The sequence below is a fragment of the Amycolatopsis sp. cmx-11-51 genome, from assembly GCF_047608665.1.
In the GTDB taxonomy this organism is placed as follows: domain Bacteria; phylum Actinomycetota; class Actinomycetes; order Mycobacteriales; family Pseudonocardiaceae; genus Amycolatopsis.
On record NZ_JADNQO010000013.1, the window covers coordinates 117,228 to 143,374 of the forward strand.

The 26,147-nt window shown below is 68.5% G+C and carries 27 protein-coding genes and 1 pseudogene; 11 read left to right on the forward strand and 17 right to left on the reverse strand.

Annotated elements, in window-relative coordinates:
• The first annotated feature begins 6 nt into the window (after window positions 1-6).
• Window positions 7-795 carry an alpha/beta hydrolase gene (locus ACM6LU_RS31565; protein WP_414941460.1) on the forward strand — a complete coding sequence of 263 codons (789 nt, stop codon included), beginning with the start codon at window positions 7-9 and terminating at the stop codon, window positions 793-795.
• A 574-nt stretch (window positions 796-1,369) separates the two neighbouring features.
• On the opposite strand, the gene ACM6LU_RS31570 is transcribed toward ACM6LU_RS31565, so the two are convergent.
• Window positions 1,370-2,233 carry a nitroreductase/quinone reductase family protein gene (locus ACM6LU_RS31570; RefSeq protein ID WP_414941461.1) on the reverse strand — a complete coding sequence of 288 codons (864 nt, stop codon included), beginning with the start codon at window positions 2,231-2,233 and terminating at the stop codon, window positions 1,370-1,372.
• A gap of 650 nt (window positions 2,234-2,883) precedes the next feature.
• Here ACM6LU_RS31570 and ACM6LU_RS31575 point away from each other — a divergent pair.
• On the forward strand, window positions 2,884-3,144 hold the full coding sequence (locus ACM6LU_RS31575; protein WP_414941462.1) for a GNAT family N-acetyltransferase: 261 nt from the start codon (window positions 2,884-2,886) through the stop codon (window positions 3,142-3,144).
• Here the strand turns inward: ACM6LU_RS31575 and ACM6LU_RS31580 are convergent, their stop codons facing one another.
• Entirely contained in the window at window positions 3,145-3,573 is a 429-nt protein-coding gene (locus ACM6LU_RS31580; RefSeq protein ID WP_414941463.1) for an acyl-CoA thioesterase, read from the reverse strand.
• A 28-nt stretch (window positions 3,574-3,601) separates the two neighbouring features.
• Window positions 3,602-4,378, reverse strand: a complete 777-nt coding sequence (locus tag ACM6LU_RS31585) for a helix-turn-helix domain-containing protein (protein ID WP_414941464.1) — start codon at window positions 4,376-4,378, stop codon at window positions 3,602-3,604.
• Between the two features lie 66 nt (window positions 4,379-4,444).
• On the opposite strand from ACM6LU_RS31585, the gene ACM6LU_RS31590 reads away from it, so the two are divergent.
• Window positions 4,445-5,164, forward strand: a complete 720-nt coding sequence (locus tag ACM6LU_RS31590; RefSeq protein ID WP_414941465.1) for a hypothetical protein — start codon at window positions 4,445-4,447, stop codon at window positions 5,162-5,164.
• A gap of 109 nt (window positions 5,165-5,273) precedes the next feature.
• Here the strand turns inward: ACM6LU_RS31590 and ACM6LU_RS31595 are convergent, their stop codons facing one another.
• From ACM6LU_RS31595 to ACM6LU_RS31620, 6 genes are read right to left on the reverse strand one after another with little or no spacing between them, the layout of a single operon-like run.
• On the reverse strand, window positions 5,274-5,648 hold the full coding sequence (locus tag ACM6LU_RS31595; protein ID WP_414941466.1) for a DUF427 domain-containing protein: 375 nt from the start codon (window positions 5,646-5,648) through the stop codon (window positions 5,274-5,276).
• Between the two features lie 41 nt (window positions 5,649-5,689).
• Complete coding sequence (locus tag ACM6LU_RS31600; protein ID WP_414941467.1) at window positions 5,690-6,052, reverse strand: HAD family acid phosphatase; 363 nt, start codon at window positions 6,050-6,052, stop codon at window positions 5,690-5,692.
• A 27-nt stretch (window positions 6,053-6,079) separates the two neighbouring features.
• On the reverse strand, window positions 6,080-7,249 hold the full coding sequence (locus tag ACM6LU_RS31605; protein ID WP_414941468.1) for a THUMP-like domain-containing protein: 1,170 nt from the start codon (window positions 7,247-7,249) through the stop codon (window positions 6,080-6,082).
• Window position 7,250: 1 nt separating this feature from the next.
• A complete protein-coding gene (locus tag ACM6LU_RS31610) occupies window positions 7,251-8,213 on the reverse strand; it encodes a class I SAM-dependent methyltransferase (protein WP_414941469.1) in 963 nt (320 codons plus the stop codon).
• 5 nt (window positions 8,214-8,218) lie between these two features.
• Window positions 8,219-8,998 (reverse strand): enoyl-CoA hydratase/isomerase family protein, encoded by a 780-nt coding sequence (locus ACM6LU_RS31615; RefSeq protein ID WP_414941470.1) that lies wholly within the window; start codon window positions 8,996-8,998, stop codon window positions 8,219-8,221.
• A gap of 55 nt (window positions 8,999-9,053) precedes the next feature.
• A complete protein-coding gene (locus ACM6LU_RS31620) occupies window positions 9,054-9,866 on the reverse strand; it encodes an ABC transporter ATP-binding protein (protein WP_414941471.1) in 813 nt (270 codons plus the stop codon).
• A gap of 352 nt (window positions 9,867-10,218) precedes the next feature.
• Between ACM6LU_RS31620 and ACM6LU_RS31625 the strand changes: the two genes are divergently transcribed.
• The gene (locus ACM6LU_RS31625; protein WP_414941472.1) at window positions 10,219-10,767 is read left to right on the forward strand and encodes a cysteine dioxygenase; all 549 of its coding nucleotides are present in this window, start codon (window positions 10,219-10,221) and stop codon (window positions 10,765-10,767) included.
• A gap of 76 nt (window positions 10,768-10,843) precedes the next feature.
• Window positions 10,844-11,239, forward strand: a complete 396-nt coding sequence (locus ACM6LU_RS31630) for a rhodanese-like domain-containing protein (protein ID WP_414941473.1) — start codon at window positions 10,844-10,846, stop codon at window positions 11,237-11,239.
• 4 nt (window positions 11,240-11,243) lie between these two features.
• Here ACM6LU_RS31630 and ACM6LU_RS31635 read toward each other — a convergent pair whose 3' ends face one another.
• Window positions 11,244-12,068, reverse strand: a complete 825-nt coding sequence (locus tag ACM6LU_RS31635) for a hypothetical protein (RefSeq protein WP_414941474.1) — start codon at window positions 12,066-12,068, stop codon at window positions 11,244-11,246.
• A 211-nt stretch (window positions 12,069-12,279) separates the two neighbouring features.
• On the reverse strand, window positions 12,280-14,820 hold the full coding sequence (gene glgP, locus ACM6LU_RS31640; RefSeq protein WP_414941475.1) for an alpha-glucan family phosphorylase: 2,541 nt from the start codon (window positions 14,818-14,820) through the stop codon (window positions 12,280-12,282).
• A gap of 138 nt (window positions 14,821-14,958) precedes the next feature.
• On the opposite strand from glgP, the gene ACM6LU_RS31645 reads away from it, so the two are divergent.
• Window positions 14,959-16,431 carry a neutral zinc metallopeptidase gene (locus ACM6LU_RS31645; protein WP_414941476.1) on the forward strand — a complete coding sequence of 491 codons (1,473 nt, stop codon included), beginning with the start codon at window positions 14,959-14,961 and terminating at the stop codon, window positions 16,429-16,431.
• A gap of 362 nt (window positions 16,432-16,793) precedes the next feature.
• Here the strand turns inward: ACM6LU_RS31645 and ACM6LU_RS31650 are convergent, their stop codons facing one another.
• The gene (locus tag ACM6LU_RS31650; protein WP_414941477.1) at window positions 16,794-17,771 is read right to left on the reverse strand and encodes a tetratricopeptide repeat protein; all 978 of its coding nucleotides are present in this window, start codon (window positions 17,769-17,771) and stop codon (window positions 16,794-16,796) included.
• 132 nt (window positions 17,772-17,903) lie between these two features.
• Here ACM6LU_RS31650 and ACM6LU_RS31655 point away from each other — a divergent pair, with 132 nt between their 5' ends.
• Window positions 17,904-18,287, forward strand: a complete 384-nt coding sequence (locus ACM6LU_RS31655) for a hypothetical protein (RefSeq protein ID WP_414941478.1) — start codon at window positions 17,904-17,906, stop codon at window positions 18,285-18,287.
• Window position 18,288: 1 nt separating this feature from the next.
• Here the strand turns inward: ACM6LU_RS31655 and ACM6LU_RS31660 are convergent, their stop codons facing one another.
• On the reverse strand, window positions 18,289-18,591 hold the full coding sequence (locus tag ACM6LU_RS31660; protein WP_093935487.1) for an MTH1187 family thiamine-binding protein: 303 nt from the start codon (window positions 18,589-18,591) through the stop codon (window positions 18,289-18,291).
• A 182-nt stretch (window positions 18,592-18,773) separates the two neighbouring features.
• On the opposite strand from ACM6LU_RS31660, the gene ACM6LU_RS31665 reads away from it, so the two are divergent.
• Window positions 18,774-19,274 (forward strand): MarR family winged helix-turn-helix transcriptional regulator, encoded by a 501-nt coding sequence (locus ACM6LU_RS31665; protein ID WP_414941479.1) that lies wholly within the window; start codon window positions 18,774-18,776, stop codon window positions 19,272-19,274.
• 62 nt (window positions 19,275-19,336) lie between these two features.
• Here the strand turns inward: ACM6LU_RS31665 and ACM6LU_RS31670 are convergent, their stop codons facing one another.
• The 3 genes from ACM6LU_RS31670 to ACM6LU_RS31680 all read right to left on the reverse strand — a co-directional run bounded on the left by ACM6LU_RS31670 (window position 19,337) and on the right by ACM6LU_RS31680 (window position 22,745).
• Window positions 19,337-19,705 (reverse strand): DUF3817 domain-containing protein, encoded by a 369-nt coding sequence (locus tag ACM6LU_RS31670; RefSeq protein ID WP_414941480.1) that lies wholly within the window; start codon window positions 19,703-19,705, stop codon window positions 19,337-19,339.
• Window positions 19,706-19,870: 165 nt separating this feature from the next.
• Window positions 19,871-22,285 carry a GH92 family glycosyl hydrolase gene (locus tag ACM6LU_RS31675; protein WP_414941481.1) on the reverse strand — a complete coding sequence of 805 codons (2,415 nt, stop codon included), beginning with the start codon at window positions 22,283-22,285 and terminating at the stop codon, window positions 19,871-19,873.
• A gap of 94 nt (window positions 22,286-22,379) precedes the next feature.
• Complete coding sequence (locus ACM6LU_RS31680; RefSeq protein WP_414941482.1) at window positions 22,380-22,745, reverse strand: hypothetical protein; 366 nt, start codon at window positions 22,743-22,745, stop codon at window positions 22,380-22,382.
• 172 nt (window positions 22,746-22,917) lie between these two features.
• Between ACM6LU_RS31680 and ACM6LU_RS31685 the strand changes: the two genes are divergently transcribed.
• The 3 genes and pseudogenes from ACM6LU_RS31685 to ACM6LU_RS31695 form a co-directional block, all read left to right on the forward strand.
• Entirely contained in the window at window positions 22,918-23,904 is a 987-nt protein-coding gene (locus tag ACM6LU_RS31685) for a LacI family DNA-binding transcriptional regulator (protein WP_414941517.1), read from the forward strand.
• Window positions 23,901-24,956: a class I mannose-6-phosphate isomerase gene (locus ACM6LU_RS31690; RefSeq protein ID WP_414941483.1), complete on the forward strand. Its 1,056-nt coding sequence runs from the start codon at window positions 23,901-23,903 to the stop codon at window positions 24,954-24,956. Before ACM6LU_RS31685 ends, ACM6LU_RS31690 begins: the two co-directional genes overlap by 4 nt.
• Before the next feature lie 109 nt (window positions 24,957-25,065).
• Window positions 25,066-25,317 (forward strand): annotated as a pseudogene (locus tag ACM6LU_RS31695) (sugar ABC transporter substrate-binding protein); the annotation flags it as partial.
• A gap of 337 nt (window positions 25,318-25,654) precedes the next feature.
• Here the strand turns inward: ACM6LU_RS31695 and ACM6LU_RS31700 are convergent.
• A complete protein-coding gene (locus ACM6LU_RS31700; RefSeq protein WP_414941484.1) occupies window positions 25,655-26,110 on the reverse strand; it encodes a hypothetical protein in 456 nt (151 codons plus the stop codon).
• Window positions 26,111-26,147 lie beyond the last annotated feature (37 nt).

Below are 26,147 nucleotides of genomic sequence, written 5' to 3' on the forward strand. Positions count from 1 at the left end.
CGGGGGATGCGCAAGAAGATGGTGATCGGTCTGGCGGTGGTCGTCACCATCGTCGGGGTGCTCTTCGGCGGCGCGTTCGCCTTCCAGCGCAAGCTGATCTACCTCCCCGAGGGCGATCCGCGGCTCAGTGCCGCCGACGTCCTGCCCGGCGGTCGGGACGTCACGCTCACCACCTCGGACGGGCTGAGTCTCGTGAGCTGGTACTTCCCGGTCGCTCAGGCGAAGGCGACCGTGCTCGTCGCGCCGGGCAACGCCGGGAACCGGTCGCACCGCGCACCGATGGCCCGCGCGCTGACCGCGCGCGGGCTGTCGGTGCTGCTACTGGACTATCGCGGCTACGGGGGCAATCCCGGCGATCCGTCCGAGGACGGGCTCGCGCGGGACGTCCGCGCCGCGCGGGAGTTCCTGCTGCGCGAGGCCGGAACGCCGCTGGTGTACTTCGGCGAGAGCCTCGGCTCGGCGGTCGTCACCGAACTGGCCACCGAACATCCGCCGTCCGCGCTCGTACTGCGCTCGCCGTTCGTCGACCTCGCGTCGGTCGGGCAGCGGCACTACCCGTTCCTGCCGGTCCGGTGGCTGCTGCGGGACGAATTCCCGACGCGGGACAACATCGCACGGGTAAAAGCCCCGGTCACCGTGGTCTACGGCTCCGCGGACTCGATCGTCCCGGCCGGGCAAAGCCGCGAAGTGGCGCGGGCGGCCGGCGCGAAGACGATCGAAGTTCCCGGCGCCGACCACAACGACCCGGCGTTCTCCGACGGCCCGGCGCTGATCGACGCCATCGCGGGCCGCTGACGGGCTCAGGCTCGCCGCGCGCTCCGGCGCAGTGACAAGCAGTGGCCGGGGTTGAGTTTGCGGCCGAGGCGGTCGGCCTTGGGGCGTCTTAGAACTGAGGTCATGTCGTCGTTTCTTGTCGATGGCCAGGGCGGGTTTCAGCTTGTGTCACGCCACGGCGCACGAAAGGCGACGCCCGCAGCGACTTCTGCGCGAGCGTGCTTGGACGACACGACACCCAAAGCTTGGGACCGTCCGATCAACGAACGGCGTCGGCCGAAGGTTCCGGTGCGGGGTAAGAGGGTTCGCGAAAAAGATCCACGTATCGCTCTCCCTGGGGGGTCGCATGGTCGTTTCGCTCGACCTGAGCGTCGAGCGGATGGCTGAACAGCGCACTGTCCGTGCTGTAAGTGTTAACGGCGAAACCTTTCGGAGGGGACCGCTCGTTCGCGGTCTTCGGCGAGGTCAGGGATGATTTCCACCCGCCTCGCGCAGGATCGGCGTCACGCCGAGAGGGCGCCGCCACCCGCAATGATACACGCCCCGGGGCCGAAACCCCAGGGCGCCGCCGCCGATCAGCCGAAGTCGCCGCCGATCAGCCGAAGTCCGGTGCCGGCGCCGTCACGTTGAGCGTCGCGACGACGGTTTCCTCCTCGTAGGCGAAATGTGCTTCGAGCCTGCCCGCGAGCGCCTCGAAGTCGTCACGCAAGCGGACCGGGTCACTCTCGCCGTGGACGTACCCCTCGACGAGTGCGCGGATCCGCTTCTGCGACTCCGCAACGACGGCGTGCTCCTCTCCCAGCTTCGTCAAAGCCGGGGCGAGCGCGGGAAACCGTTGGGCCAGCATCGGAAACGCTCCCATGTCCTCGCCGGAATGATGTTTGGTCAGTGCCTCGCAGAACGAAACACAGTGCGCCCGCAGGGAATTCTCCATGACCAGCGAATCCGCGCGCCCTGCCACGATGTCGTCGACCCCGGCGCGCAACGTCTTGAGTTCCTCGCGCAGCCACTCGTGGACCTCCACCAGGAAGTCCCCCATCCCCCGCACCCGGTCGTCGATCCGATGCAAGATCACGACGGGCAGCACCCGCGTCGTTTTCGCCTGGTACTCGGCGAATCCCGGCTCCTCGGCGACGATCTTCTCGAACAGCACGTCACGTTCCGCCGACGGCGGAACGGCCGCGATCGCCTCGTAGCTCTCGGTTCCCGTCTCGATCGTGACACGCTGGTCGTGCCGGATGTTGTGATACCACCCCGGATGCTTCGGCGCTCCCATGTTCGAAGCGACGACGACGGTCTTGCCGTCGATTTCGAGGTACCCCAACGGATTCGTACGCCGCTTGCCGCTCTTGGCGCCGGTGGTGGTGAGCAGGATGAGCTCCCACCCCTCGAACATGCCGCCGAGTTTTCCCTTGTTCTGCCTGAATTCCTCGATCACCTGGTCGTTGAAGCCGGTCAACGCGATCCTTTCCCATCGAAGTGTCGACAGGAGGGCGCGGAACCACCACCGAAAGAAGAGCACACGAACCTGGATACGCCCGGTTTCGGGCGCATCGCATGGAGGCGTCATCCCACGACGCGGGGATGACTGAATACGAGAGACGGGGTGTGCCGATCTCTGGTGGCTGAGTAGCCGCTACCTCCATGCGTAGGCCCATACGGGGCTCGGCGACGACGTTAGCACAAGGCCGGCTTCTCGTGCACCTGCCTGCTGCCACGGCAGAACTGAACCATCTTTCGTAAGTGCCCGTGTTCGAGTCATTCAACGTTGTGGGCGTTGATCAGCGAGCCCTCCAGCGGGAAGCAGGCTGAGGGCTGTGTGGAAATAGGGACAATCAACGTCCCTATTTCCACACAGCCCCAGGCAGATCTTCGGCCAACGGCACGGGCAGGCCCAGCACGTCCGGCGCGCACCGGCGAGGAGGACGCGATACTCGACCTTCTCGCCGAAGCCGCGGCCTCGCTGGCCGGACGCGGAATCCGCCAATGGCCGCGACGTTTTCCGCGAGAACAAATTCTCCGACAGATCGAAAGAGGTGAAGTACTGCTGATCATCCGGCGCGGCGAGCCGATAGCGACCTGTGTGATCGTCGAAGCGGAACCGGATCTTTGAGTGAAGCCACGGAACCCGCCTATTATCTGGGCCGCCTCGCGGTGGCACGGGAGGCGGCCGGAGCCGGGCTCGGGATCCGGGTCATCGACTGGGTCGGCTCGAAAGGCGCGGCACAGGGCAAGGCGTTCGTCCGGGTGGCGACCACGAGCACCAACCCGGCCTTACGTGAGTTCTACGAGCGCGCGGGCTTCGAGCACGTGGCGGACCCGCCGACGGCCAAGTGGCCGACCAGTCTCTACCAGCGGAGGGCCGGGTGATCACGGGGCCAGGCCGAGGACTTCCGGCCGCACGGCGTACTTCCGCCAGTACCGTCCGGGCTCCGGGACCAGCCGTCGTCGTTCCAGATCCAGCAATCCGGAAAGGCTCTCCACCTCGGCCACCACGGCGCCTTCGGGTGTCACGAATTCCTGGGCGACCCGTGACACTTTGCCCGGCTCCCAGGTGAACCGGGTCAGGACGTCGATCCGCGCGCGGGCACGAAGCTCACGGCGGAACCGGACCGTCGTTTCGAGGTTGACCGGGCCGAGGTTCTCGGCCTTGAGCGCCAGCGGATCCACTCCGGCCGCCCACACGCATTCCCAGCGCGCGTGATCGGCGTACGCGAGGTAGGCGGGGCCGCGTACGTGACCATTGATGTCGAGATCGTCCGTGCGGACGTCGATGGTGATGCGGAAGGGTTCGAGCACTTCCCGATCTTCGCCTCGGCAGGCCGCCTCAGTCTGGAACGTTTCGGCCAGCCCAGGACCGCACGAGCGCGCCGGGCGAGGCGCCCGACAGCCGGCGGCACTCCCGTCCGAGATGGGATTGATCCGCGTAACCCACATCGGCGGCGACGTCGGCGAGCGACGCATGGTCCCGCGCCACGGCCTCGACCCGCTTGAGGAACCGGTGGAACCGCAGCACCCGCTGCAGCTCCTTGGGACCGACGCCGACGTCGTGCCGCACGTGCCGTCGAAGGCCGCGCTCGCTCACACCCAACTCCGCCGCCACCCGGTCGGTGCGAGCGCCGGGCGAACGCAACGCGCGAGCGGCCGCGATCGAGAGCCCGTCCAGCTCGACGTCCCGGATCCGGTCGGCGACCAGTGCCTCCAGCACAGAACGCGCCTCGCCAGGCGTCACGCACGCGGCCAGCCTGGATTCCGCGCGACGGGCCCTCGCGTCCCACAGTTCACGCAACGGGGTGGCGTCCGCCGTCAGCTCCGTCATCGGCAGTCCCAGCACCGCGCCACCGGCACCGCACCGCAGGCGGAGCCCGACGGTCCAGTCCGCCGACGGCAGCTCATGCCGCAGCACACCGCGCACCGTGGTGACCGCGGCGAGCCCTCGTCCGTCCCAGACGAGGTCCACACAGCCGTCCGGGAACACCCTCAGCGGACGGCTGCGGCCCACCAAGCCCGTCCACGCAGTCTCGACCACACCTGCCACCGCCGCGGCAGGCTTGCTTTCGCGATACACCGAACGGCCCGAACGGCGACGCAGCGGAACACCCACGCCCGGCAGTATGCCCCCACCCACCGACAAGATGCGCGCCACTTGATCTTGCTGAAGACTGCCAGCGTGCTGCGGCCGATACTCGACCCGTCCCCCGCCGAGTGGATCTCCTCCAGGCTCGGTGGGACGTTCGGCGCGACCTGCCGCACGGTCCCACACGGCTACGCCGCCTACGCCCGGCTCTGCCACCCTGCCGAACGCGACCGCGGCGGCTGGGCCACCTGGAGCGAAGCCGCGGCCGAGACTGGACGGCGTGCCCACGGCGCCATGCAGTGGCACGCGTTGGCGGGCTCCCCGGATCCGGTGAACCCCACCGGCTCGCTCTGGCGGGGCTCCCCGCCAGGTCGAGGCACTCTGCCCGCGCACAGTCTCACCGCTCTGCTGGGCGTCCTCGGCGACCATACGTCCACTTCGGACACCTGGTTCTGCCTTTGGGAAGGCTACGACTGGGCCGACGAGGCGACGTTGTCCCGAGAGCACCTCGACGCGCCACGCCTGCGGCATCCCGGCCGCGACTACCTGATGTTCGCCGGGCCGCTGGCCTCGGCGACGGAACTCGGCTGGCGGCCACGGCCGAACTGGTTCGAGGCGCAGTCCCCCAACCTGTTCTGGCCGGACGACCGCGCGTGGTGCGTGGCCACCGAGATCGACTTCGACTCGACCCTCGTCGCCGGTGAGGAGGCCTTGATCGACGCGCTCGTCAAGGCGCCCGGACTGGAGGCCTGGCGGATCGAACCCGACACCTCACTGGCCGCCGACGGGGACCGGATCAATCACATTCCGTGACCATGGGGCCGTAACCCGGAAGGCCCTGCGACGTGATGAACGGGACTTTTATTGCAAATTTGCAATAAAAGTCCCGTTCATCACACGGCTGGACCGCGTGTGGCGACGGTCAGTGCTCTTCGATCGCGTCGACCTTCGCCGGGTAGAACGCCAAGTGGTCCTTGATCTCGGCGACCGCGTCGTGCGGCGCCTCATAGGTCCACACGGCGTTCTCGGCGACGCCGTCACCGGTACGGATGCTGTAGTAGGACGCATCGCCCTTGAACGGGCAGTACGTCGAGTGTTCCGTCCGCTCCAGCACGCCGAAGTCGACGTCGGCACGGGGGATGTACTGCGCCGGCGGGTAGTTCGCCTCCTGCAGCGTCAGCGCGTTCGCGCTGTCCGCCACGACCTTCCCACCGACCGTGACGACCACGCGCGCCTTGTTCGGCGCCACCGTGATCGGGTGGTCCGCGCTCGGCTTCAGCACCTTCTTGTCAGGCATGGATCAGCTCCCTCGGGGGTTTCCGATACCAGGGACAGCAATCAAACCGGCCGGGATATTCCGTCAGGGCAGTGGCACATCGGGTTCGGCAGCTTCACCGGGAACTCAGCGTAACCGCCTTCGAGGTCGCTGAACCGGTCGCCGAAGTCGGCCACGATGGTCGCGCCGGTCGAGGCGATGTGCTTCCGCGTGCCCGCCTTGTCCTGGACGGCAGATAGCCCGGCGCGGTGGTCTTCGGCTTGAAGAACGCCCCGGCCGGCGCCGGTAAGCCCTCCTTCGCGAGGTTCTCGAGCGACCGCGGCACTGGAACCTGGCGTTCGGTGTCGGAGACGAAGCGGCTGTTGTCCGAGTGCCGGTGCTTGCCGTCGAGTTTGACTGGCCGATAGCGGTGGGCTCGTGGCCAAGCCGCCAGTCGGCGTCGTCCTGATTCCTCACGTCAGCTGTGCGCGGCACAGGAACGCTACTCCAGAACGGCCGATTCTGGTCAATACCAAGGTCGCTTCTTCGCCGCCGCGCGGTTTCAGCTTGTGCCGCAACGCATCCGGGTCGATATCGAGTCCGCGGACAAGGATCTCCAGCCGGCCGATATCGTGCTTTCTCAGCAATACGCGCAGGTTCTTCTCGCTGTACGGTCCGTGCTCGAACACCCGGAACGCCCGGATTCCCAGCGGCGGAACGTCTCCGGTCAGATACGCGATGCGCTCGTCGAGCTGCCACAAGCCGTGCCGCGCCGCGTAATGCCGCACGAGTCCCGCCCGGACGACGGCGCCGTCGGGGTCGATGATCCATTCACCCGGTTCACGCGCGGGGATCTCGTCGGGATCGGCGTCGGTGACCGTCCACTGTGCACCGTCCGAACGCAACACCGTCGCGCGCCGGGACACGGTGGAGCCCACGCCGCGCCACAGGCACGCCTCGCGGACCTGACCGTCGAGCGAAACGAGCTCGACCTCGTCCGCCCAGGGCGCGATGGAGAAGTCGAGGCCTGGCGCGCATTTGACCGACAAGTCGCGTCCCGCGTACGCCTCGACGAGGCCGTCCAGCGGCGGGAAGAAATCGGCAGGTTTCCACGCTCGGCGTCCGGCCGAATCGCGGCGGGCCGGATCGGCGACGACCACCGAGGAACGGCTGACCGGCCGCAACGCGTCCGCACGCAGTAACCCCGGCGAAACACCGGCCTCACCGGAATTGTGCCGGGCCATCGCCAGCCGGACCTCGTCCAGATCGGACCCCATCGCCCGGCGCGCGACCCTGGCGATCTCGACCAGGTCCGCGCCGACTGAACAGGTCACGTCGTGGACGTCACGGTCGGCCAGCCGCGAGGCCCGATGCCGGGCGACCGCGGTCGCGCTGGCCTGCTGGAGTGCGTCGCCGGTGAACAGCCACGACCCCGCGAAGTCCAGCTTGGACGACGACTTCCGCCGCAGCACCACCGTTTCCAGTACCGCCGCCGCGTGGTCCGGGGCGATCCGGCGGGCGGCGGCGACGTCGGCGATGCGGGTCTTGTCGGTCAGCGGCAGGGACGAGCACTCGGCGATCGCCGCGCTTCCCGCGCCGGAGCGCAGGAAGGCGACGTCGTCGAGGGTGAACTGATACGGCAACCTACGATCGCTTGGTGCCGGTGATCATCACGTTGTAGAACAGTTCGCGCGGCAGCACCTTGGCGAGCAGCTTCTTGTCCAAAGCGGACAGTCGCAGCCAGAGCCGGTACGCGAACAGGCGCCAGCGCAGGGTCAGCTTCTCCTGCGGTACGGCGGCTTCGAAGGTCCGGATCGGCCAGCCCGCGAGCGCGGCGGCGAACTCCTCGGTGACCGCGCGGACATCTTGCGCGCCCGCGCCACGGGCCATCGACTCGAGGTCCGCCGGATCGAACGTGTGGATGTCGACCACGGCCTCCAGCGCGGCCGCACGGGAGGACTCGTCGAGTTCCTCCTGCGGACGACGCCAGCCGTTCAGCGCCGGGAGCTTCGTCAGATTCGTGGTGAGGTACCAGGTGATCTGGCCGAGCTTGCGCGCGTAGAAGTCTCCGACCTTCGTCGGCTCGCCCGCGAACACGAACCGGCCACCCGGCTTCAGCACCCGCAGCACCTCGGCGAACGCCGCGCGGACGTCCGGGATGTGGTGCAGCACCGCGTGTCCGACGACGAGATCGAAACTGTTGTCCTCGTAGGGGATCCGCTCCGCGTCGGCGACCCGGCCGTCGACGTCGAGGCCGAGGTTCTCGGCGTTGCGCAGCGCGACCTGGACCATGCCCGGCGAGAGGTCGGTGACCGACCCCTTCTTGATCACGCCGCCCTGCATCAGGTTCAGCAGGAAGAAACCGGTGCCACTGCCCAGTTCCATCGCGGTCGGGTACGGCTGGCTGTCTTCACCGACGGCCGTGTTGAACACGTCGGTCGCGTAGGAGATGCAGCGCTCGTCGTAGGAGATGGACCACTTCTCGTCGTAGGTCCCGGCTTCCCAGTCGTGGTAGAGCACGTTGGCGAGCTTGGGATCGCCGAAGGCGGCTTTGACCTCTTCGGCGGTGGCGTGCGGGTTCGGCGCCGGATCGTTCACCTGGGTCATCGTGCTTACTTCCCCTCGAAGGCGGCCTTGCCAGGGCCGTTTTCGATGAACGACTTCATGCCGTTGCGCTGGTCTTCGGTCGCCCACAGCGCGGCGAAGAGGTGTGATTCGAGCTTGAGGCCGCTCGCGAGGTCGGTGTCGAGACCGCCGTCGATCGCGGCCTTCGCGGCGCGAAGCGCCACTGCCGGGCCGTTCGCGAACTGCGAGGCCCACTTGTGCGCGGCGGCGTAGACGTCGTCCGGCGCGACGACCTCGTCGAGGATGCCCAGCGCCAGCGCCTCTTCGGCCTTCACGAAGCGGCCGGTGAACACGAGGTCTTTGGTTTTGCTCGGGCCGATGAGCCGCGCGAGGCGCTGCGTGCCACCGGCGCCGGGGATGACGCCGAGCTGGATCTCCGGCTGGCCGACCTTGACGTTGTCGCCGGCGATCCGGCGGTCTGCGGTCAGCGCGAGTTCGAGGCCGCCACCCAGCGCGTAGCCGGTGATGGCCGCGACGACCGGCTTCGGGATGTTCGCGATGGTGGCCAGCGACGCCGTCAGCGCCGCGCCGAACTTCGCGATCTCGGGGTAGGTGCGCTCGGCCATCTCCTTGATGTCCGCGCCGCCCGCGAAGGTTTTCTCGCCGCCGTAGAGGATCACGGCGCGTACGTCGTCGCGCTCGGAGGCCTCACGCGCCGCCTCGGCGAGCTCGGCCTGCACCTGGTTGTTCAGTGCGTTGACCGGCGGGCGGTCCAGCCGGATCGTGCCGACTCCACCTTCGACCTCCAGGCTTACGAACTCTCCCACGCCGTCCTCCTTAACCGTCCAAGACAGATTGCAGGCTACCGGTCAGTACGACCTGTCAACGCCGTCGGGCGAAGTAGCGATCACCGGACCGTTCGAGCAGGAGGTCCTGGTCGAACGTCTTGGACAGGTTGTCGCTGGTCACGACGTCGTCGACGAGTCCGGAAGCGACCGCGCGGCCGTCGCGCAGCAGCAGCGCGTGGGTGAATCCCGGCGGGATTTCTTCCACGTGATGGGTGACGAGCACCATGGCCGGGGCCTCCGGGTCGAGGGCCAGCTCGGACAGGCGCGCGACCAGGTCCTCACGGCCGCCGAGGTCGAGTCCGGCGGCGGGCTCGTCGAGCAGCAGCATCTCCGGGTCGGTCATCAGCGAACGCGCGATCAGCGTCCGCTTGCGCTCGCCCTCCGACAGCGTGCCGAAAGTGCGCTCGGCCAGATGCGGGATGCCCAGCGCGGTCAGCAGTTCGCGGGCGCGGTCGGTGTCGAGACTGTCGTATTCCTCACGCCAGCGGCCGACGACGGCGTACCCGGCGCTCACCACGACGTCGACGACGCGCTCCTCGCCCGGCACCCGCTGGGCGATCGCGGCCGAGGTGAACCCGATCCGCGGGCGCAGCTCGAAGATGTTGACCTTGCCGATCCGGTCGCCGAGCAGGTCGACCGTTCCCGAGGTCGGGTGAAGTTCGGCCGCGGCCAGCCGGAGCAGGGTGGTCTTGCCCGCGCCGTTCGGGCCGAGCACCACCCAGCGCTCGTCCAGTTCCACGGTCCAGTCGAGGTCGGCGAGGAGGTCGTTGCCTGTTCGGCGGACCCCGACACCGGTCATCCTCACCACGAGGTCGTCAAGTTCGCTGGGCTGGATCGGCTCGCTCACGCGCCCATTGTGTCCGCACAGGCGCGCGCGTGTGCACCGGGCCGCCGGTCAGGGGAAAGCGGCTGGTCCAGGGAATGGGACGGAGCTGTCCGGAACAACCACGGCCGCCGGACCTGTGGCACGATCGAAGGCGTGATCAGGTCCGTGCCCGCCGCCTTCCCCGTCATCGGGGGCTCTTTCTGGCGCCGCCGGACCATCGACCTGCTCCTCGTCGCCTCGTGCGGGTGTACCACCGCGCGACACGGCTGAGTCCCACTCTTCCGACGGCACACGAGTCCCGTGTGCCGTGGCACCCGTGTCGCGCCGCGTTCGGCCCCGCTTCCGAGCCCGCGAAACCACGAGGAGCCTCACGGTGACCACCTCCATCTCCCCCCGCCAAGACTTCGAGATCCACCCTCAGCTGATCGACCCGCTGCTCCCGGAACTGCTGCGCCCCGAGCGCCTGCTCTGGACGCCAAGGGAACTGGCCGAGCTGACCTCCACCGTCACCACGGAACTCACCACGGGCCTGCGCGGCCTGCTGCGCTTCGACGAGGACCACCGCTGGTGGGCGCGGCTCGCGCTGACCGACGGCGTCGAACTGTGGCTGCTGTCCTGGCTGCCCGGCCAGCAGACCAAACCGCACGACCACGGCGGCGCGTCCGGCTCGTTCACCGTGCTGCAGGGCGAACTCGGTGAGGAGTACCGCTACCCCGGCGGCCCGATCCGGCGCCGCACGCACGTCGCGGGTGAGGGCATCGGCTTCGGAGCGGGGCGCGCGCACCAGATGACCGGAATCGGCACCGAGCCCGCGGCCAGCGTCCACGCCTACTCGCCGCCGCTGGTCGCGACCCGTGAATACGTCACGCTCGCCGACGTTCCCGCCGAGATCCCCTCGCTGGCCCCGATACTGGGCCGATGAGCGAGCGTGCGAGCGAGTCAAACAACACAGTGTGCCCGCTCATGCTACGCAAAGTGACCCGTTACGAGGAGCAGGCATGAGCGCGATCGACGACCTGCTGGCCGCCGCCCGGTCCGGACTGGACCGGGCGGAACCAGGGCAGGCACAACGGCTGCACCGCGACGGCGCCCTGATCGTGGACATCCGCCCGCACGTCAACCGGCTCGAAGAGGGCGAGATCCCCGGCTCGGTGGTCGTCGAGCGGATCCACCTCGAATGGCGGCTGGCGCCGGACAGCGAATGGCGGCTGCCGGAGGTGAAACCGGACTCGACGGTGATCGTGGTGTGCAACGAGGGGTACTCGTCGAGCCTGGCGGCCGCCGACCTGCAGCGGCTCGGGCTGCCGGGTGCGACCGACCTCGAAGGCGGGTTCCGCGCGTGGCGCTCGGCCGGCCTCCCGATCCGGGAGGGCGGCACCCCCGCCGTTCCTTGACGCCCTACCGGCGGACCGTCAACCGGGCGATCGAGTCCGGCGTGAGCGGAAGCGCCGCGTGGATCCCGGCGCCTGGCACCGGACTGGGGTTGACGAGGACGCCGGTCGCCACGCCACGCCTGGCGGCCGCGAGTACGACCTCGCGGCCGGTCCGGTGACGGACCCGGATCCAGCGGGCGCCGGTGGCCGCGCGGTACTCGGCGAGCAGGCGCTCGTCGGTGAAGACGCAGAACCAGTCGCCCCGCCCGCCGACGCGGGCCGGGAGCGGCGCCCCCGCTTCGTCCGCCGGACCCCACACCGTGCCGTCGAGGAACATCCGCATCACCGTCGGCTCGGGGCCGCGGGCGGGCTCGTCCCGTTCCGGCCGGACGTTCCCGGCGATCCACCCCGAAGCGAGCCTGAAGTCTTCACCGGTCAGGTCCTCCTGGAAACCGTCCAGGCTGTTCTTGACGCTCCCCAGGAAGTCGTAGAACCGCCGGGTGCAGGTGCGCTCGGAAACCGCCACCCGGCCGCGGCCGACCATGGTCCTGATCCGGCCGACCATGCCCGCCCCGCCGTCGACCGGATCCACGCCGAGGTTGTAGGCGGTCCAGACGATTTCGGGTACGAGAGGATCGGCGAAGCGTTCGAGGACGCGGTTCAGCCGCAAAAGGACGATCTCCCGCACCCTGCCGGGCTCGGCGTCGTCGGCGACTCCCCAGATGGCCCGCAGCTCCGGACCCAGCGCCTGGCCGAGGCCGGTCTGCCGGATCCCGGCGCGGGCATGGACGTGGTGCAGCCGATCCTTGGCCCTGCGCGACATTCTCGTTTCCTTCGCCGAGGCCACCATTCCTCCGTCATTCGGGATCGGCCCGGCAAAGTCTATTTCACCTGCGTGTTCATCATTGTTCGGCAGAAATCGAAGATCGAGGATTTCCTTTGTTCACTACCGGCTTGACAAGCAAATAAGCAGGCGCGCGGAGCTGAAGGGGACTTTCCCCGCGTCCCACGCGGCGAAGGGCGCTTTCACCGCGTCGCATGCGGGGAAAGTCCCCTTCAGCTCAGGCCAGGACCACTCGCGCGAGTTCCGCCGGAGTGGCGAGCAGACGGTGTTTCGGCAGTACGCGGACGGTGTAACCGATCGAACCCGGATGCGGCAGCTTCAGCCGCGCGGCGAACGCGCCGATCCCGTCGCCGGACATCGGTACGGTGACGGGCTCGCTCAACTCGTCCCCGTCGCCGACCTTCCCGACGACGGCCTGAACGTCCACTTCGGACGGTTCGAGGCCGGCGAGGTCGATCCGCGCCCGGATGGTCACCTCGGTACCGGTGACCATCGGCGCGGCGTCCTCGACGAGCAGTTCGGTGTCGAAGATCCGCACCCGCGGCCAGGAAACGTCCAGTTTGGTCCGGTAGTCGGCCAGCGAAAGCGCGCCGCGGTACCCGTCGCCCGTCGCCTCCGCGACCATCCGCGAGGCGGGCAGATAGCCGGACTCGACGTACTCCCGCACCATGCGCGAAGCCTGCACGCGCGGCCCGAGGGTCTCCAGCGTGTGCCACACCATCGACAGCCAGCCACCGGGTACACCGCCGGCGTCGCGGTCGTAGAACAGTGGCGCGATCTGGTGGCCCAGCAGGTCGTAGAGCGCCGCGGCCTCCAGTTCGTCACGGCGCAGCGGGTCGGTGACGCCGTCCGCGGTCGGGATCGCCCAGCCGTTGCTCCCGTCGTAGCACTCGTCCCACCAGCCGTCGCGGATGGACAGGTTGAGGCCGCCGTTGAGCGCGGACTTCATCCCCGACGTCCCGCAGGCCTCCAGCTGCCGCACCGGCGTGTTCAGCCACACGTCGCAACCGCGGTAGAGGTAGCGCGCCATGGACATGTCGTAGTCCGGCAGGAAGACGATCCGGCGCCGGACCTCGGGATCGTCGACGAACCGGACGATCTGCTGGATCAGCTGTTTGCCGCCGTCGTCGGCCGGATGCGACTTGCCCGCGACGACGAGCTGGATCGGGCGCCGCTCGTCCAGCAGCAGCGCGCGCAGACGCTCCGGGTCGCGCAGCATCAGCGTCAGCCGTTTGTACGTCGGCACGCGGCGCGCGAAGCCGACGGTCAGCACGTCCGGGTCGAAGACCGTGTCGGTCCATCCGAGTTCGAGCGCGGACGCGCCACGCTGCATCCACGCGGCCCGCACCCGGCGCCGCACCTCGGCGACCAGCTTCTCGCGCAGTTCCCGGCGCAGTGCCCACAGCTGCTCGTCGCTGACGCCGTCCCGCAACGGCTTGCCCTGGGCGCTGTCGAGGCCCAGTTCCTCGTGGTTGCGCCCGAGCAGGGCGCTCAGTTCGCGCGCCACCCAGGTCGGCCCGTGGACGCCGTTGGTGACCGACGAGACGGGCACTTCGTCGAAGTCGAACCCTGGCCACAGCCGGGAGAACATCCGCCGTGACACGCGGCCGTGCAACGCCGAGACGCCGTTCGCGCGCTGCGCGAGCCGCAGTCCCATATGCGCCATGTTGAACAGGCCCGGGTTGTCCTCGGCGCCGAGCGCGAGCACACGGCGCGGGTCGACGTCCGGGACCAGCCTGCCGTCGGTGAAGTACCGCTGAACGAGGTCGACGGGGAACCGGTCGATCCCGGCACTGACCGGCGTGTGCGTGGTGAACACGGTCCCGGCGCGGACGGCGGGCAGCGCCTCGTCGAAGGCCAGCCCGTCGGCCTGGATGATCTCGCGGGCGCGTTCCAGCCCGAGGAATCCGGCGTGGCCCTCGTTGGTGTGGAACACCTTCGGCTGCGGATGCCCGGTCAGCTCGCAGTAGCGCCGCACCGCGCGGAAGCCACCGATCCCGGACAGGATCTCCTGCCGGATGCGATGGTCGGCGTCACCGCCGTAGAGCCTGTCGGTGACGGCGCGCAGGTCCTCGTCGTTGACCTCGGTATCGGTGTCCAGCAGCAACAACGGGATCCGGCCGACGCGGGCCTTCCAGATCTGCGCGTGCAGCGTGCGCCCCGCGGGCATCGCGACGTCGACCAGCACCGGCTCGCCGCCGTCGGTCAGCAGTTCCAGCGGGAAGGCGTTGGGGTCGATCACCGGGTAGTGCTCGACCTGCCAGCCGTCGAGCGAAAGCGCCTGCCGGAAGTACCCGGCGCGGTAGAGCAGCCCGACGCCGACCATCGGCACGCCGAGATCCGACGCCGCCTTGAGGTGGTCCCCGGCGAGCACCCCGAGACCGCCGGAGTAGTTCGGCAGCGCCTCGGTGACGCCGAACTCCATCGAGAAGTACGCGACGGCCGGCGGGAGGTCGGTGTCGTCTTGCTTCTGGTACCAGCGCGGCTCGGCGAGGTAGCGGTCCAGATCGGCGACCGCCTCGCGCGCGTGGGCGAGGAAGGCGTCGTCGACGGCCAGTTCGTCGAGCCGGGCCGGGGACAGGGCGGTGAGCATCCGCAGTGGGTCTCGGACGCGGTTGAAGAGCTCCGCGTCCATCGACGCGAACAGGTCGCGGGTGGGCGGATGCCAGGTCCAGCGCAGATTCGTGGCGAGGTCACCGAGGCCGGAGAGCGACTCCGGCAGGCTCGCGCGGACGGTGAACCGGCGGACAGCTCTCATGAAGAGCGACCATATCGCCCACGGTCCAGCCCCGCTCAAGACCCACTTCGGGGATTACCTGAACGCGGGCCATATGCGCTGGGTAGGGTCCCTGCTTGCCGGTGTACGCGGCCCGGTCGGGGCCCTGACGACAAGCGAGTGAACATGATCCAAGGGGGAGATCGGGGCCTGCGCCGCCCGGCTCTGATCGCGATCGTGGTGGCGCTGGCCCTCGGGCTCAGCGCTTGCGGCGACAAGGGAAGCTCGGGGACCGGCAAGGACGGCAGCCAGCCGGGCGCCGGTGACATCGCCGGCCTGCCGGTCACGCATTTCGAGAGCGGGCTGAAGCCGGACGCGCCCAAACCGGACCTGCAGGTCCGCAACGAGGACGGCTCCGAAGACGACCAGCTCGCCATCGCCGCGATCGCCGACGCGCAGGCCTACTGGACCGAGGTCATGCCGCGCGACTTCGGCCAGCCGTACGAGCCGCTGAAGGCGCTGCTGTCCTACAGCGCGAAGACCGACAACGAAGAGACCGAATGCGGGAGCGTCAAGAAGCTCGTCAACGCGTTCTACTGCCCGCCGGGTGACCTGGTGGCGTGGGACCGCGGCGTGCTGCTCCCGATGCTGCGCGAACGGTTCGGGAAGATGGCGAGCGCGGTCGTGCTCGCGCACGAACTCGGGCACGCCGTGCAGTACCGGCTCGGCGAGAAGGCCAGCATCAAGAAGAACACCCCGTCGATCGTCAAGGAGCAGCAGGCCGACTGCTTCGCGGGCGGCTACTTCCGCTGGGTCGCCGAGGACAAGAGCAAGTTCTACCGCGTCTCCACGTCCGAGGGCCTCAACCAGGTCATGGCTTCGCTGTTCCTGATCCGCGACCAGGCGGGCACCAGCGCGACCAAACAGGGCGCGCACGGCACGGCGTTCGACCGCACGTACGCGTTCCAGGTCGGGTTCGAGAAGGGCCCGAAGGAATGCGCGACGATGAACGAGGAGAACATCAAGGCACGCATCACCGAGCGCCCGTTCGACAAGGGTGACAAGGGCAAGGGCGACGAGAAGCTCGACGCCGAGATCATCGGGATCCTGAAGAAGAGCCTCGACGACGCCTTCAAGGGCGCCGGCGTCCCCGGCCCGGAGATCACCGAAGACGGCAACGGCAGCTGCTCCGGCGGCCCCAGCACCCCGCCCGCGTCGTACTGCCCGTCGAACAACACCGTCAGCATCGACATGGCGAAGCTGCGCGAACTCGCCCAGCCGGTCGACCAGGAAGCCGAATGGAAGAGCGGGCACAGCGAGGGCAAGGGCGACTTCGCCGCGTTCTCGGAAATCGCGTCCCGCTACGCGATGGGCATCCAGAAGGGTGTCGGCGCGTCGATCGACAACGCGAACGCGGGACTGCGCACCGCGTGCCTGGTCGGCGCGTGGGCGAAGGCCAGCTCGGTGCCCGGCGCGACGCTGCGGCTTTCCGCCGGTGACCTCGACGAGGCCATCTCGGATCTGCTGAGCCCGGAGAGCCTGGTGTCGGCCGACGTCAACGGCAAGCGCGTGGAAAACGGTTTCGAGCGGATCGAGGCGCTGCGGAAGGGCTACCTGGAGAGCTCCGCGGTGTGCTCGACGCAGTACGGCTGATCGGTCCGGTCACGCCTCCCTGAAGTGTGATGAACGGGACTTTCAGTGCGAAATTCGCACTGAAAGTCCCGTTCATCACGTCCGGGGGTTGCGAAGGTGCCCGAAGTCAGGGCAGAGCGCCCAACGCCGTGAAGGCCTCCTTCCCTACCTTCAAGAAGGTCAGGCCCCGGCAAAGTTGTAGAGCCGCTGGTCAGCGCTGTTGAGTGGGAAAGGCATGTCCCCGAACCTCTGTCGATCAAGCTCCGCAACCGGTATGACCCCGCGACGATGCAGGAATGGGGACACTCGACGTCCCCATTCCTTCATCGTCAAGGTAGGGCAAGAGGCCTTCACGGCGTTCTGGCTCAAGGTCGGACGAAACCTCAGTAAAGCGCGCTCGCCAGATCCCGTCGCGCCTTCATGACCCGCTCGTCCGCGGAATCGAACAGGTCGAACAGCGCCACCAGGTGCTCGCGCACCTTGTTGCGGTCGTCGCCCGCGGTACGCCGCACGGCCGCGATCAGCCGCGCGAAGCCCGCTTCGGGCTGCTGTCCGGCGACTTCGAGGTCGGCCGCGGCGAGCTGGGCGTCGAGGTCGGCCGGGTCGGCGTCGGCCTTCGTGATCGCGTCCGGGCCCGCGGCCTCGGCACGTGCGGTGAACTTGACCTGCGCGAGCGCGGTCTTGGCCTCCTCGTTCGACGGCTCGACGTCGAGGATCCGCTCGTAGGCCGCCTGCGCCTCGGCGAAGTCACCGCGTTCGAAGGCCTCCTCGGCCTCGGTGAACCGCGTGTCCTCCGGCACCTCGACGCCGCCGCCGTCCTCCTCGGCCGCCTTGATGCCGGGCAGCCGGTCACGCAGCGCGTCGAGCAGCGAACCGAGCCACTTGCGGATTTCGGGTTCGGGCAGCGCGCCCGAGAACGCGTCGACCGGCTGGCCGCCGCCGATGGCGATGACCGTCGGGATCGACTGCGCGCCGAAGAGCTGCGCGATACGCGGGTTGGCGTCGACGTCCACCTTCGCGAGCACCCAGGCACCGCCGGACTCGGCGGCGAGGCGTTCCAGTACCGGGCTGAGCTGCTTGCACGGCCCGCACCATTCGGCCCACAGGTCGACGACCACCAGCTGCTGCAGGGATCGCTCGACGACCTCGGCCTGGAAGGTCGCTTCGGTGACTTCGATCACGGCACCGCCCGCGGCCGGGGCGGGACCGGGCCCGGCTCCGTCCGCCGGGGGCCGCGGTGGCGCCGGGGGCTGTTTCTGGGGCGCTTCGGCACGCGCCTTGAGCGCGGAAAGGTCGACCGCGCCGGAAAGCGCGGCGGACATCGCCGCTGTCTTCGCTGCTGATCCGCGTGGGTGTGTCACGGTTCCATCCTGGCACGCATCCCTGAGCGTTTCACCGCATGCCCCCGCCTGCCCGCTTGGCAGGACGGGTCCGTTCCGGCAGGCTCCTCCCCGAAGGGGGTGATCGACATTCCGACACGCAGGACGGCCACCGTGGCCGTCGCGATCGCCATGGCCGTCACCTGGGTGAGCGTCATCACCGTGCTGATCGGCCATCAGCCCGATCCCGGTGTCGGCACGCCGGGGCAGCTCAGGGAGGACCTCACCGTCGCGCTCAACCGGCACGACGCCGAGGCCCTCTCCGAGCTCATCGACTACCCGCCCGCGTCGGCGGACGACTTCGCGAAGTCCTACGTCGAAGCGCTGGCGGGCCGCGGCGCCCACGACGTCACGGTGCGATTCACGCCGGACGACCTGTCGCCGACTTCGGCGACCGTCAGCGGGAAACTGGCCGACGGCCGCGCGTTCGACTACGCGGTGGCCGTCGCGGTGAAGGACGAGCTGTGGATGGTCTCCTTGACCCCACCGCTCCCCTGAGCTAGCCGCCCAGGTGCTTCTCGACGCGCTCCACCTTCGCGGTCAGCTGGCCTTCGTAGCCCGGCCGGATGTCGGCCTTGAGCACCAGCCCGACCCGCGACGAACCCTCACCGGCGGCCTCGACGGCCCGCTTGACGACGTCCATGACCTGGTCCCAGCTCTCCCCTTCGATGTTGGTGAACATGGCGTTGGTCGAATTCGGCAGGCCGGACTCGCGCACCACTTTCACCGCGCGGGCGACCGCCTCACTGACACCGCCGTCTTCCTCGGCCGCGGACGGGCTGACACTGAAGGCCACGATCATCTTCTGCTCCTCGTTAGAGCCTGCTGGCGGAGCTAAGATGTACCTGAAAAGCGACCGCACGCGTGCACCCGCCCTGGCCGACGTCGATCGCGGGTTCGCCACAGAGACATTCAGACACTTTTCGCCCGCGTAACACCCGGTCGTGCGCGTGGCACGGGTACCCGCTGGTAACTTCGAGCGCCATGAGCCGTCCGTTGCCGTTCGACCCGATCGCCCGCGCGGCGCAGCTGTGGGAAGCCCGTATCGGGCCGTCCGAAACCATGGCCGCGGTGACCGGGATCATGCGCGTGCAACAGATCATCCAGTCCGCGGTGGACGGTGCGCTCAAACCGCACGGGCTGACCTTCGCCCGGTACGAAGCGCTGGTCCTGCTGACCTTCGCCCGCGCGTCCCACCTGCCGATGCGCGTGATGGGCGAACGGCTGCAGTTGCACCCCACGAGCGTCACCAACATCGTCGACAGGCTGGAAAAGGACGGGCTGGTGAAGCGCGTCCCGCATCCGACCGACCGCCGGACCACGCTGGTCGAGATCACCGATGAAGGCCGCGCACGCCGCGAAGAGGCCACGAAGGCGGTCACGGAGATCGACTTCGGGCTGACCGGGCTCACCGGGAAGCAGACCGAGCAGCTGACCGACCTGCTCACCAAGGTCCGCAAGGCCACCGGCGACTTCTCCGAATAGCCACCCAGTACGCGAAAGGCCCCCATCCACTGGACGGGGGCCTTTCGCGTGCTATCGGAAGATCAGACGGCGACGGGCTCCGGCGACTTGCCCGCGAACAGGCCGACACCGCCGTGCGACAGCCGCTGCGGGCCGTCGAGCTTGCCGCTGCGCAGCGCCCAGGACTCGAACAGCCAGGTGAACAGCGGCGGGAGGCTGGCGAGCAGCGCGAGGATCAGGGTCTTCGGGCGCCAGCCCAGAGACTTCGCCACGGAGAGGGAGACCAGCACGTAGAGGACGAACACGACACCGTGCACCATGCCGAGGACGGGAACTTCGCCATCGCCGGCGCCGACGACGCGCTTGAGGAACATCCCGACCAGCAGCCCGGCCCAGGAGAGGGCTTCGGCTACCGCGGCCACGCGGAATACTAGAGCGGCCTTGCTGGACACTTTCTCCTCCTCATGCGTCTCACCACTGCGTATGTCTACATGACTACGTCCGACGAGCACTGTCCAAGGCGAACTCGCCAGGGACGTCAACAGCGCTGTCGGACGTGGTAGGACCAGTGTGAGGCGTGACGGCCCTCACCGGAACACCGGGGGCCGTGATGCTCCTCACGACCCTGGTACGAACCGGTCCAAAGGCCCCGCGCACGGCGATTTCGGCGCCCCTTCCGGACCGGTCGCCCACGTCGCCTTGGCGGCGTCGTCCGTGAGCTTGAAGTCCACTGTGGTCCCTCGCGTCAACTGCTCCAGGCCGACGTAAGCCCGCTGCGAGCCGGCTCCCAGTCCTTGGACGTACTGGAGTTTCGACGGGTCGGCGCCGTCGGCCTTGATCGTGATGGTGCGGCCGTTCTCCAGCCGCACCACCGACTTCTCGAACCGCGGCGCGTTGAGCACGAACTGCCCGGTGCCCGGCACCGCCGGGTACAGGCCGAGCGCGCTGAAAACGTACCAGGCGGACATGGTCCCGAGATCGTCGTTGCCGGTGACGCCGTTGGGTGCGTTGGTGAACAACGTGTGCGCCGCGCGCACCACGGCCGAGGTCTTCCACGGCTGCCCGGTCAGCGTGTACATCCATGGCGAGTGCAGATCCGGCTCGTTGTTCGGGTTGTAGCGGAACTGGTTGTAGTAGTTGTACGGGCCGACGACCCATTCCTCGCGCACGGTCTTGGCCGGATCCTTCAGCAGATCCCCGTAGGCGAAGAAATCGTCGAGCCGCTTGCCGACGTTCTCCTTGCCACCCATACGGTCGACCAGACCGGGGATGTCCTGCTGGGTCAGCCACTGGTACTGCCACGACGTGCCTTCGTGGAACCCGTCCTGGCTCTGCGGGGTGTACGGTTTGCCCACCGGGCTGAACCACTCGCCCCCTTCGAGCTTGGGCCGGTAGAACCCGGTGAAGCCGCGGTCGGTCACCGACGGGTCCCATAGCGTTCGATAGCTGCGTCCCTTGTCCGCCAAGGCTTTCGCGTCCGCCTTCTTACCGAGCGCATCGGCCATGATGGACAGTGAGCAGTCCGCGAGCGCGTATTCCAAAGTGGCCGAAGCGCCGTGGTTCGGGTCGGTGTCCTGCCCCTTCTTCGGGAAGTCCCTGTCGTACTGGACGAACCCGTCCTTCTGATAGCTCGCGTTACCCGAACGGCCTTGGAACGGCGAAGACGCGGGCGGGATCTCCCGCGAATTCCGCAGAAGTGCCTGGTACGCCCGGAGTTCCTGGCCGGAAAGCGCACCGAAGCGCCACAGGTCGACCAGGAACGGGGTGACCGGGTCGCCGGTCATGGTGTTCGTTTCCTGGTTCGCGTACGCCCAGCGTGGCAGCCAGCCACCCTGGTCGTGGATGGCGAGCACGGACTTCGCGACATCTTTCGCCCGCGACGGGCGCAGCAGCGCCAGCAGCTGGTTCTGCGTGCGATAGGTGTCCCACAACGAGAAGAACTCGTAGTACGTCCAGCCCAGCGCGCGGTGTATTTTGTCGTCGAAGCCGCGGTAACGGCCGTCGGCGTCGTTGCCGGTCAGCGGCTGCAGCAGCGCGTGGTAGAGCGAGGTGTAGAACACCGTGCGGTCGTCCTTCGCCCCGCCCTTGATGTCCACTGAGGACAGTTCCTTGCGCCAGGCGCGCTGAGCGCTGTCGCGGACCGCGTCGAACGAACGCTTCTTTTCCGAGACCAGGTTGAGCTTGGCGCCGAGAGCGTCCACATGGGAGATCGCCGTCGTGGCGGTGACCCGCCCACCGCCGAAGGTCAGCCAGGCACCGCGCAGGCCCTCGCCACCGGCGGATTCCTTCGAGCCTGGGGTACCACCGGTGGGCGACCAGGTGCCGAAAGACTTGAAGGGTTTGTCGAACGTCGTGGTGAACCAGGTCCTGTACGGCTGCCCGCCGCAGAACGCCTGCGACTCCACCATTCCTTCGATCGTCCGGTCGCCGACGACGCGGATCTGGCTCGCCGTCACGGGCTCCTTGTCGTTGGCCTGACCGACGTTGACGAAAACGTTGGCGTCACCGGACTTCGCGAAGGTGTACCGCTCGACACCGGTCCGCGTGGTCGCGGTGGTCTCCGCGTCGACGCCGCCGTAGCCGGTGAGCCGCACCTTGTAGTAGCCGGGTTTCCCGACCTCGCCATCGTGCGTGTACGGCGAGGCGTACTTCTTGTGGTCGAAGGTGTCGGGTCTGGTCGTGTCGAACGCCGCGCCGGGCCCGACCGAACCGGTCGTGGGCAGGGACGACACGAGACCGCCCTGCTCCCAGCAGCCCGCGCCGGACAGGAAGAAATGCCCGAAGCCGCGGATCGCGGTGTCGTCGTAGCGGTAGCCGGCGTAGTGCGAGGAGATCGGGCTGACCTGCGTCATCCCGAACGGCGCCGAGGCACCGGGAAAGGTGTTTCCGTCGTCCTTGGTGCCGATCAAGGTGTTGACCGCGTCCACGGGGTCGCCACCGGGCGTCGCCGCCGCGACGGGCGTGAGCAACCCTGCGGGGACGACGAGCGCGGTGAGCAACCCGGCGACGCGGGTCGAAGTGCGTGCAGGCATGGGAAAGGCCGCCTCCTGACAACGTTGTCGCTTCCTGCTCACCTTCGACAAGAACAGACCATCCGGTCAAGAGGTCCGCCAAACCCTGTCCGATTCAGGACAGCGGCAGCACGAAGGCGGCCACGCGGACCGCGCCGGTCCCCGACTGCCTCAGCCCCTCCAGGACGATCTCGGTCGGCTCCTCCTCGGCGTCCAGCTCGACGACCTCGCGCGAGAGGTCCTCGGTCGCGCCCAGTTCGATCGCCAGCGAATCGCCGTCGATCAGCAACCGGACCCGGCCGACGGTCCCCGCGCCCGCGACGGTCTCGATGACCAGCCGCACACGCCCAGCCGTGACGAAGGTCCGCAGCAGGCGCTCCCACCTCCGCGATTCGGTACCGGGCCAGTCCTCCGGCCGGGCAGGCGCGAACGGCTCGCCGAGTGACGGCCCCGCGGGCACCGGCCGGTAGAACTCGCTCATACCCCCAGTATCGCGGCCGCCCGGCCGTAACGGTTCGAACTCGGAAAGCGTCTTCGTGAAGAACCCGGCATTGACATCATCGCGTCGCTCGCGTTCAATTCCCGCCACTATGACAACGTTGTCTCCCAGCGGACCGGACAACGGCCACCGCACCACCGGCCGACGGGCCACGATGAGCGACGTGGCCCGGCTCGCGGGCGTGAGCATCAAGACCGTCTCACGGGTAGTGAACGACGAGCCCGCCGTCCATCCGGATACGGCCGAGCGCGTCATGGCGGCGATCGAGCAGCTCGGGTTCCGGCGCAACCTCGGCGCACGGAACCTGCGGCGCGGCTCGACGACCGGGACGATCGGCCTGATCGTCGAAGACGTCGGGAACCCCTTCTACTCGGAGCTCAACCGGGCGGTCGAACGCATCGCGACCTCGTTCGGGCGCCAGGTGCTGACCGGTTCGTCGGAGGAGAACTCCGACCGCGAACGCGAACTGGTCCTCGAGTTCTGTTCCCGCCGCGTCGACGGGATCCTCGTCGTCCCGGCCGGGATGCAACACGGCTACCTGGTACCCGAGATGCGCGCGGGCACACCCGTGGTGTTCCTCGACCGGCCCGCCGGCGACATCGTGGCCGACACGGTGCTGGTCGACAACATCGGCGGCACCATCGAAGCGGTCACCCACCTCGCCAAACACGGGCACCGCCGGATCGCGTTCCTCGCCGACAGCCCGGACATCTTCACCGCGGGCGAACGCCTGCGCGGGTTCCGGGAAGGCTGTGTCCGCAACGGGATCCCCTACGACGAGAGCCTCGTCGTGCTGCGGACGCCGACGGCCGAGAGCGTCGGTGACGCCGTGCGGCGGCTGCTCACCGGGCCGACCCCGGCCACCGCCGTGATCGCGGGCAACAACCGCGTCGCCGTGCACCTGCTGCGCGCGCTGGCGCACGCCGAACGGCGGCCCGCGATGATCAGCTTCGACGACTTCGAACTGGCGGATCTGCTGGATCCGCCGGTCTCCGTGATCGCGCACGACGTGAGCGCATTGGGCAGGGCGGCGGCGGAACTGCTGTTCGCCAGGGTCCAGGGAGATCAATCCGCACCAAGAAAGGTAGTTCTGCCCGTGCATCTCGTAGCCCGTGGTTCCGGGGAGGTCGCGCCTTCATGAGCGGTCACCTCGAACCGATCCGCCTGCCGGCGAACCAGCCGCCGCAGTTCTACCGCGGCGGCGACGCCATCGCCGCGCTGCGGGGCGCCACCTCCGAGTCCAAATTCGGACCCGAGGACTGGGTCGGCTCGGCCACCACGATGTTCGGCCAGGAGACCAACGGCCTGACCAAGCTGCCCAACGGAGCCTGGCTGCGTGACGCCGTCCGCGAGAACCCTTCCGCCTGGCTCGGCGCCAAGCACGTCGAAGCGCTCGGCGATTCGACCGGCCTGCTGGTGAAGCTGCTCGACGCGGGCCAGCGCCTGCCGGTGCACTTCCACCCGTCGGATTCATTCGCGAAGCGGCATTTCGACTCGCACTTCGGCAAGACGGAGGCGTGGATCGTGGTCGGCACCTACGGCGACGACCCGCGTGTCTACCCGGGATTCCAGGAGACCGTCGACAAAGCGACGGTCAACGAATGGGCCCGTTCCCAGGACGCGCCCGCCATGCTCGAAGCGCTGAACAGCGTCGCCGTCACCCCCGGCGACACGGTCTACATCCCGGCCGGACTGCCGCACGCGATCGGCGAGGGCGTGTTCGTCGTCGAACTCCAGCAGCCGACCGACTTCTCGCTGACCTTGGAATGGCGCGACTTCCTGGCGGATCCGGAGAAGGCGCACCTCGGGATCGGGTTCGAAACGGCCATCGAAACGCTAGACACCTCCGGCTGGGACGAAGACCGGCTCGGCTCGATCATCAAGCGCACCGCGGGCGACCAAGCGTCCATTGTGGATCTTCTCGCCGACGGCAGTGACGCGTTCTTCCGTGCCGATCAACTCCGTCCCGCTGTTTCGAATGACGCGACAACGTTGTCACTCGACCCGTCGTTCGCGGTGCTGGTCGTCATGGACGGTTCGGGCACGCTCCGCACCGAACACGGCGGCGAGTACGCACTGCGCAAGGGCGAGACCTACGTGATCCCGCACGACGCCGGTCAGTCCACTGTGGAGGGTGACGTCACGGTCATCCGCTGCAGGCCACCGGCACCGGAGAAGAGGGAGCGGCCGTGAGCGAACTCCTGCGCGACGCACAGGACCTGGCCAAACGCTACTATTCGGTAGAAGCACCGCGCGGCGCGTCATTCCAGGGGCGGGCAGCGTTGTCACCGCGCTGATCGGTGACAACGGCGCCGGTGCCGCGACCGGCCCGCGGTACGCGGGCAAGATCGGCGCGGGCAACCTGATCGGCTTCGACGCGTCGCCGTCGGGGATCGAGGGCCTGAAGAAGAGCGAGTACCAGGGCCTCTTCGCGCAGGACCCGGCCGCCATCGGTCAGCAGGCCCTCGCGACGCCGGAGGGGAAGCCGCTCACGCGCGACCTGACCGCTTCGCCGCACTCCATCACGAAGGCGAACATGGACGCGAACACGTAGTACTTCCAAGAGCAGAGGTGCTGACGCAAGCCCTGACGTTGCGGTCTCCTTCCCTACTTTGAGGGTCAGGGTCCCGGGGCATAGTCGCAGGGCTGCCGGCGGGACGGTGAGCGTCCGAAATGCTCCTCGCTCGGGCGTGCGCCGGGGGCATGGCCCTGAACCTCTGTCGATCAAGTTTCGCAAACGGTGTGATCCCGCGACGAATAACGTTCTGACCTACAAGACCTCCACCGCCCTGGGCCTTGACCGGGTGGATTCGGGGCATCTGACGTCCCAAATCCACCCGGTCCTTCATCTGACCCGGCTGTACCCACTCCGTCCACACGGAACGACAGGCTCACTCCCGCGGCTCGACCACCCCAGCAGGCGCAAACCTCTTCAGCGCCCCGTACAGCGCAGCGCCCCCACCCAGGTGTCCCAGCGCGTACACGTACCCGTCACCCTCCCGCAGCAAGTCCGGCCCGGCACCGGACCACGACAGCCGGTAGTGCCACCAATGCATCCACCGCCCCACGCGCCGCTTCTCCCGCCACACCCGCACCCGCGTGACCTCGGTCCACCGGATCTCGAAAACGCCCGGTACCGAGAACCCCGCGGCCGAAACCACCAGAGAAGCGGCCGACCGACGCAGTCCGAGCAGGATCAGCCCCGCGAAAGCCACGCTGAGTAGTCCGAACACCACCTGCGAGAACAGCCACACGACGCCGCCCACGCCGAAGACCACGAAACCCGCCAACGCGAGCCGTCGCATCACGACGTCCAGCCGGAGCACCACGGCATCCCCACTGACCATCCCCGCAGCGTAACCGCCGAAATTCCGTACCGACGTT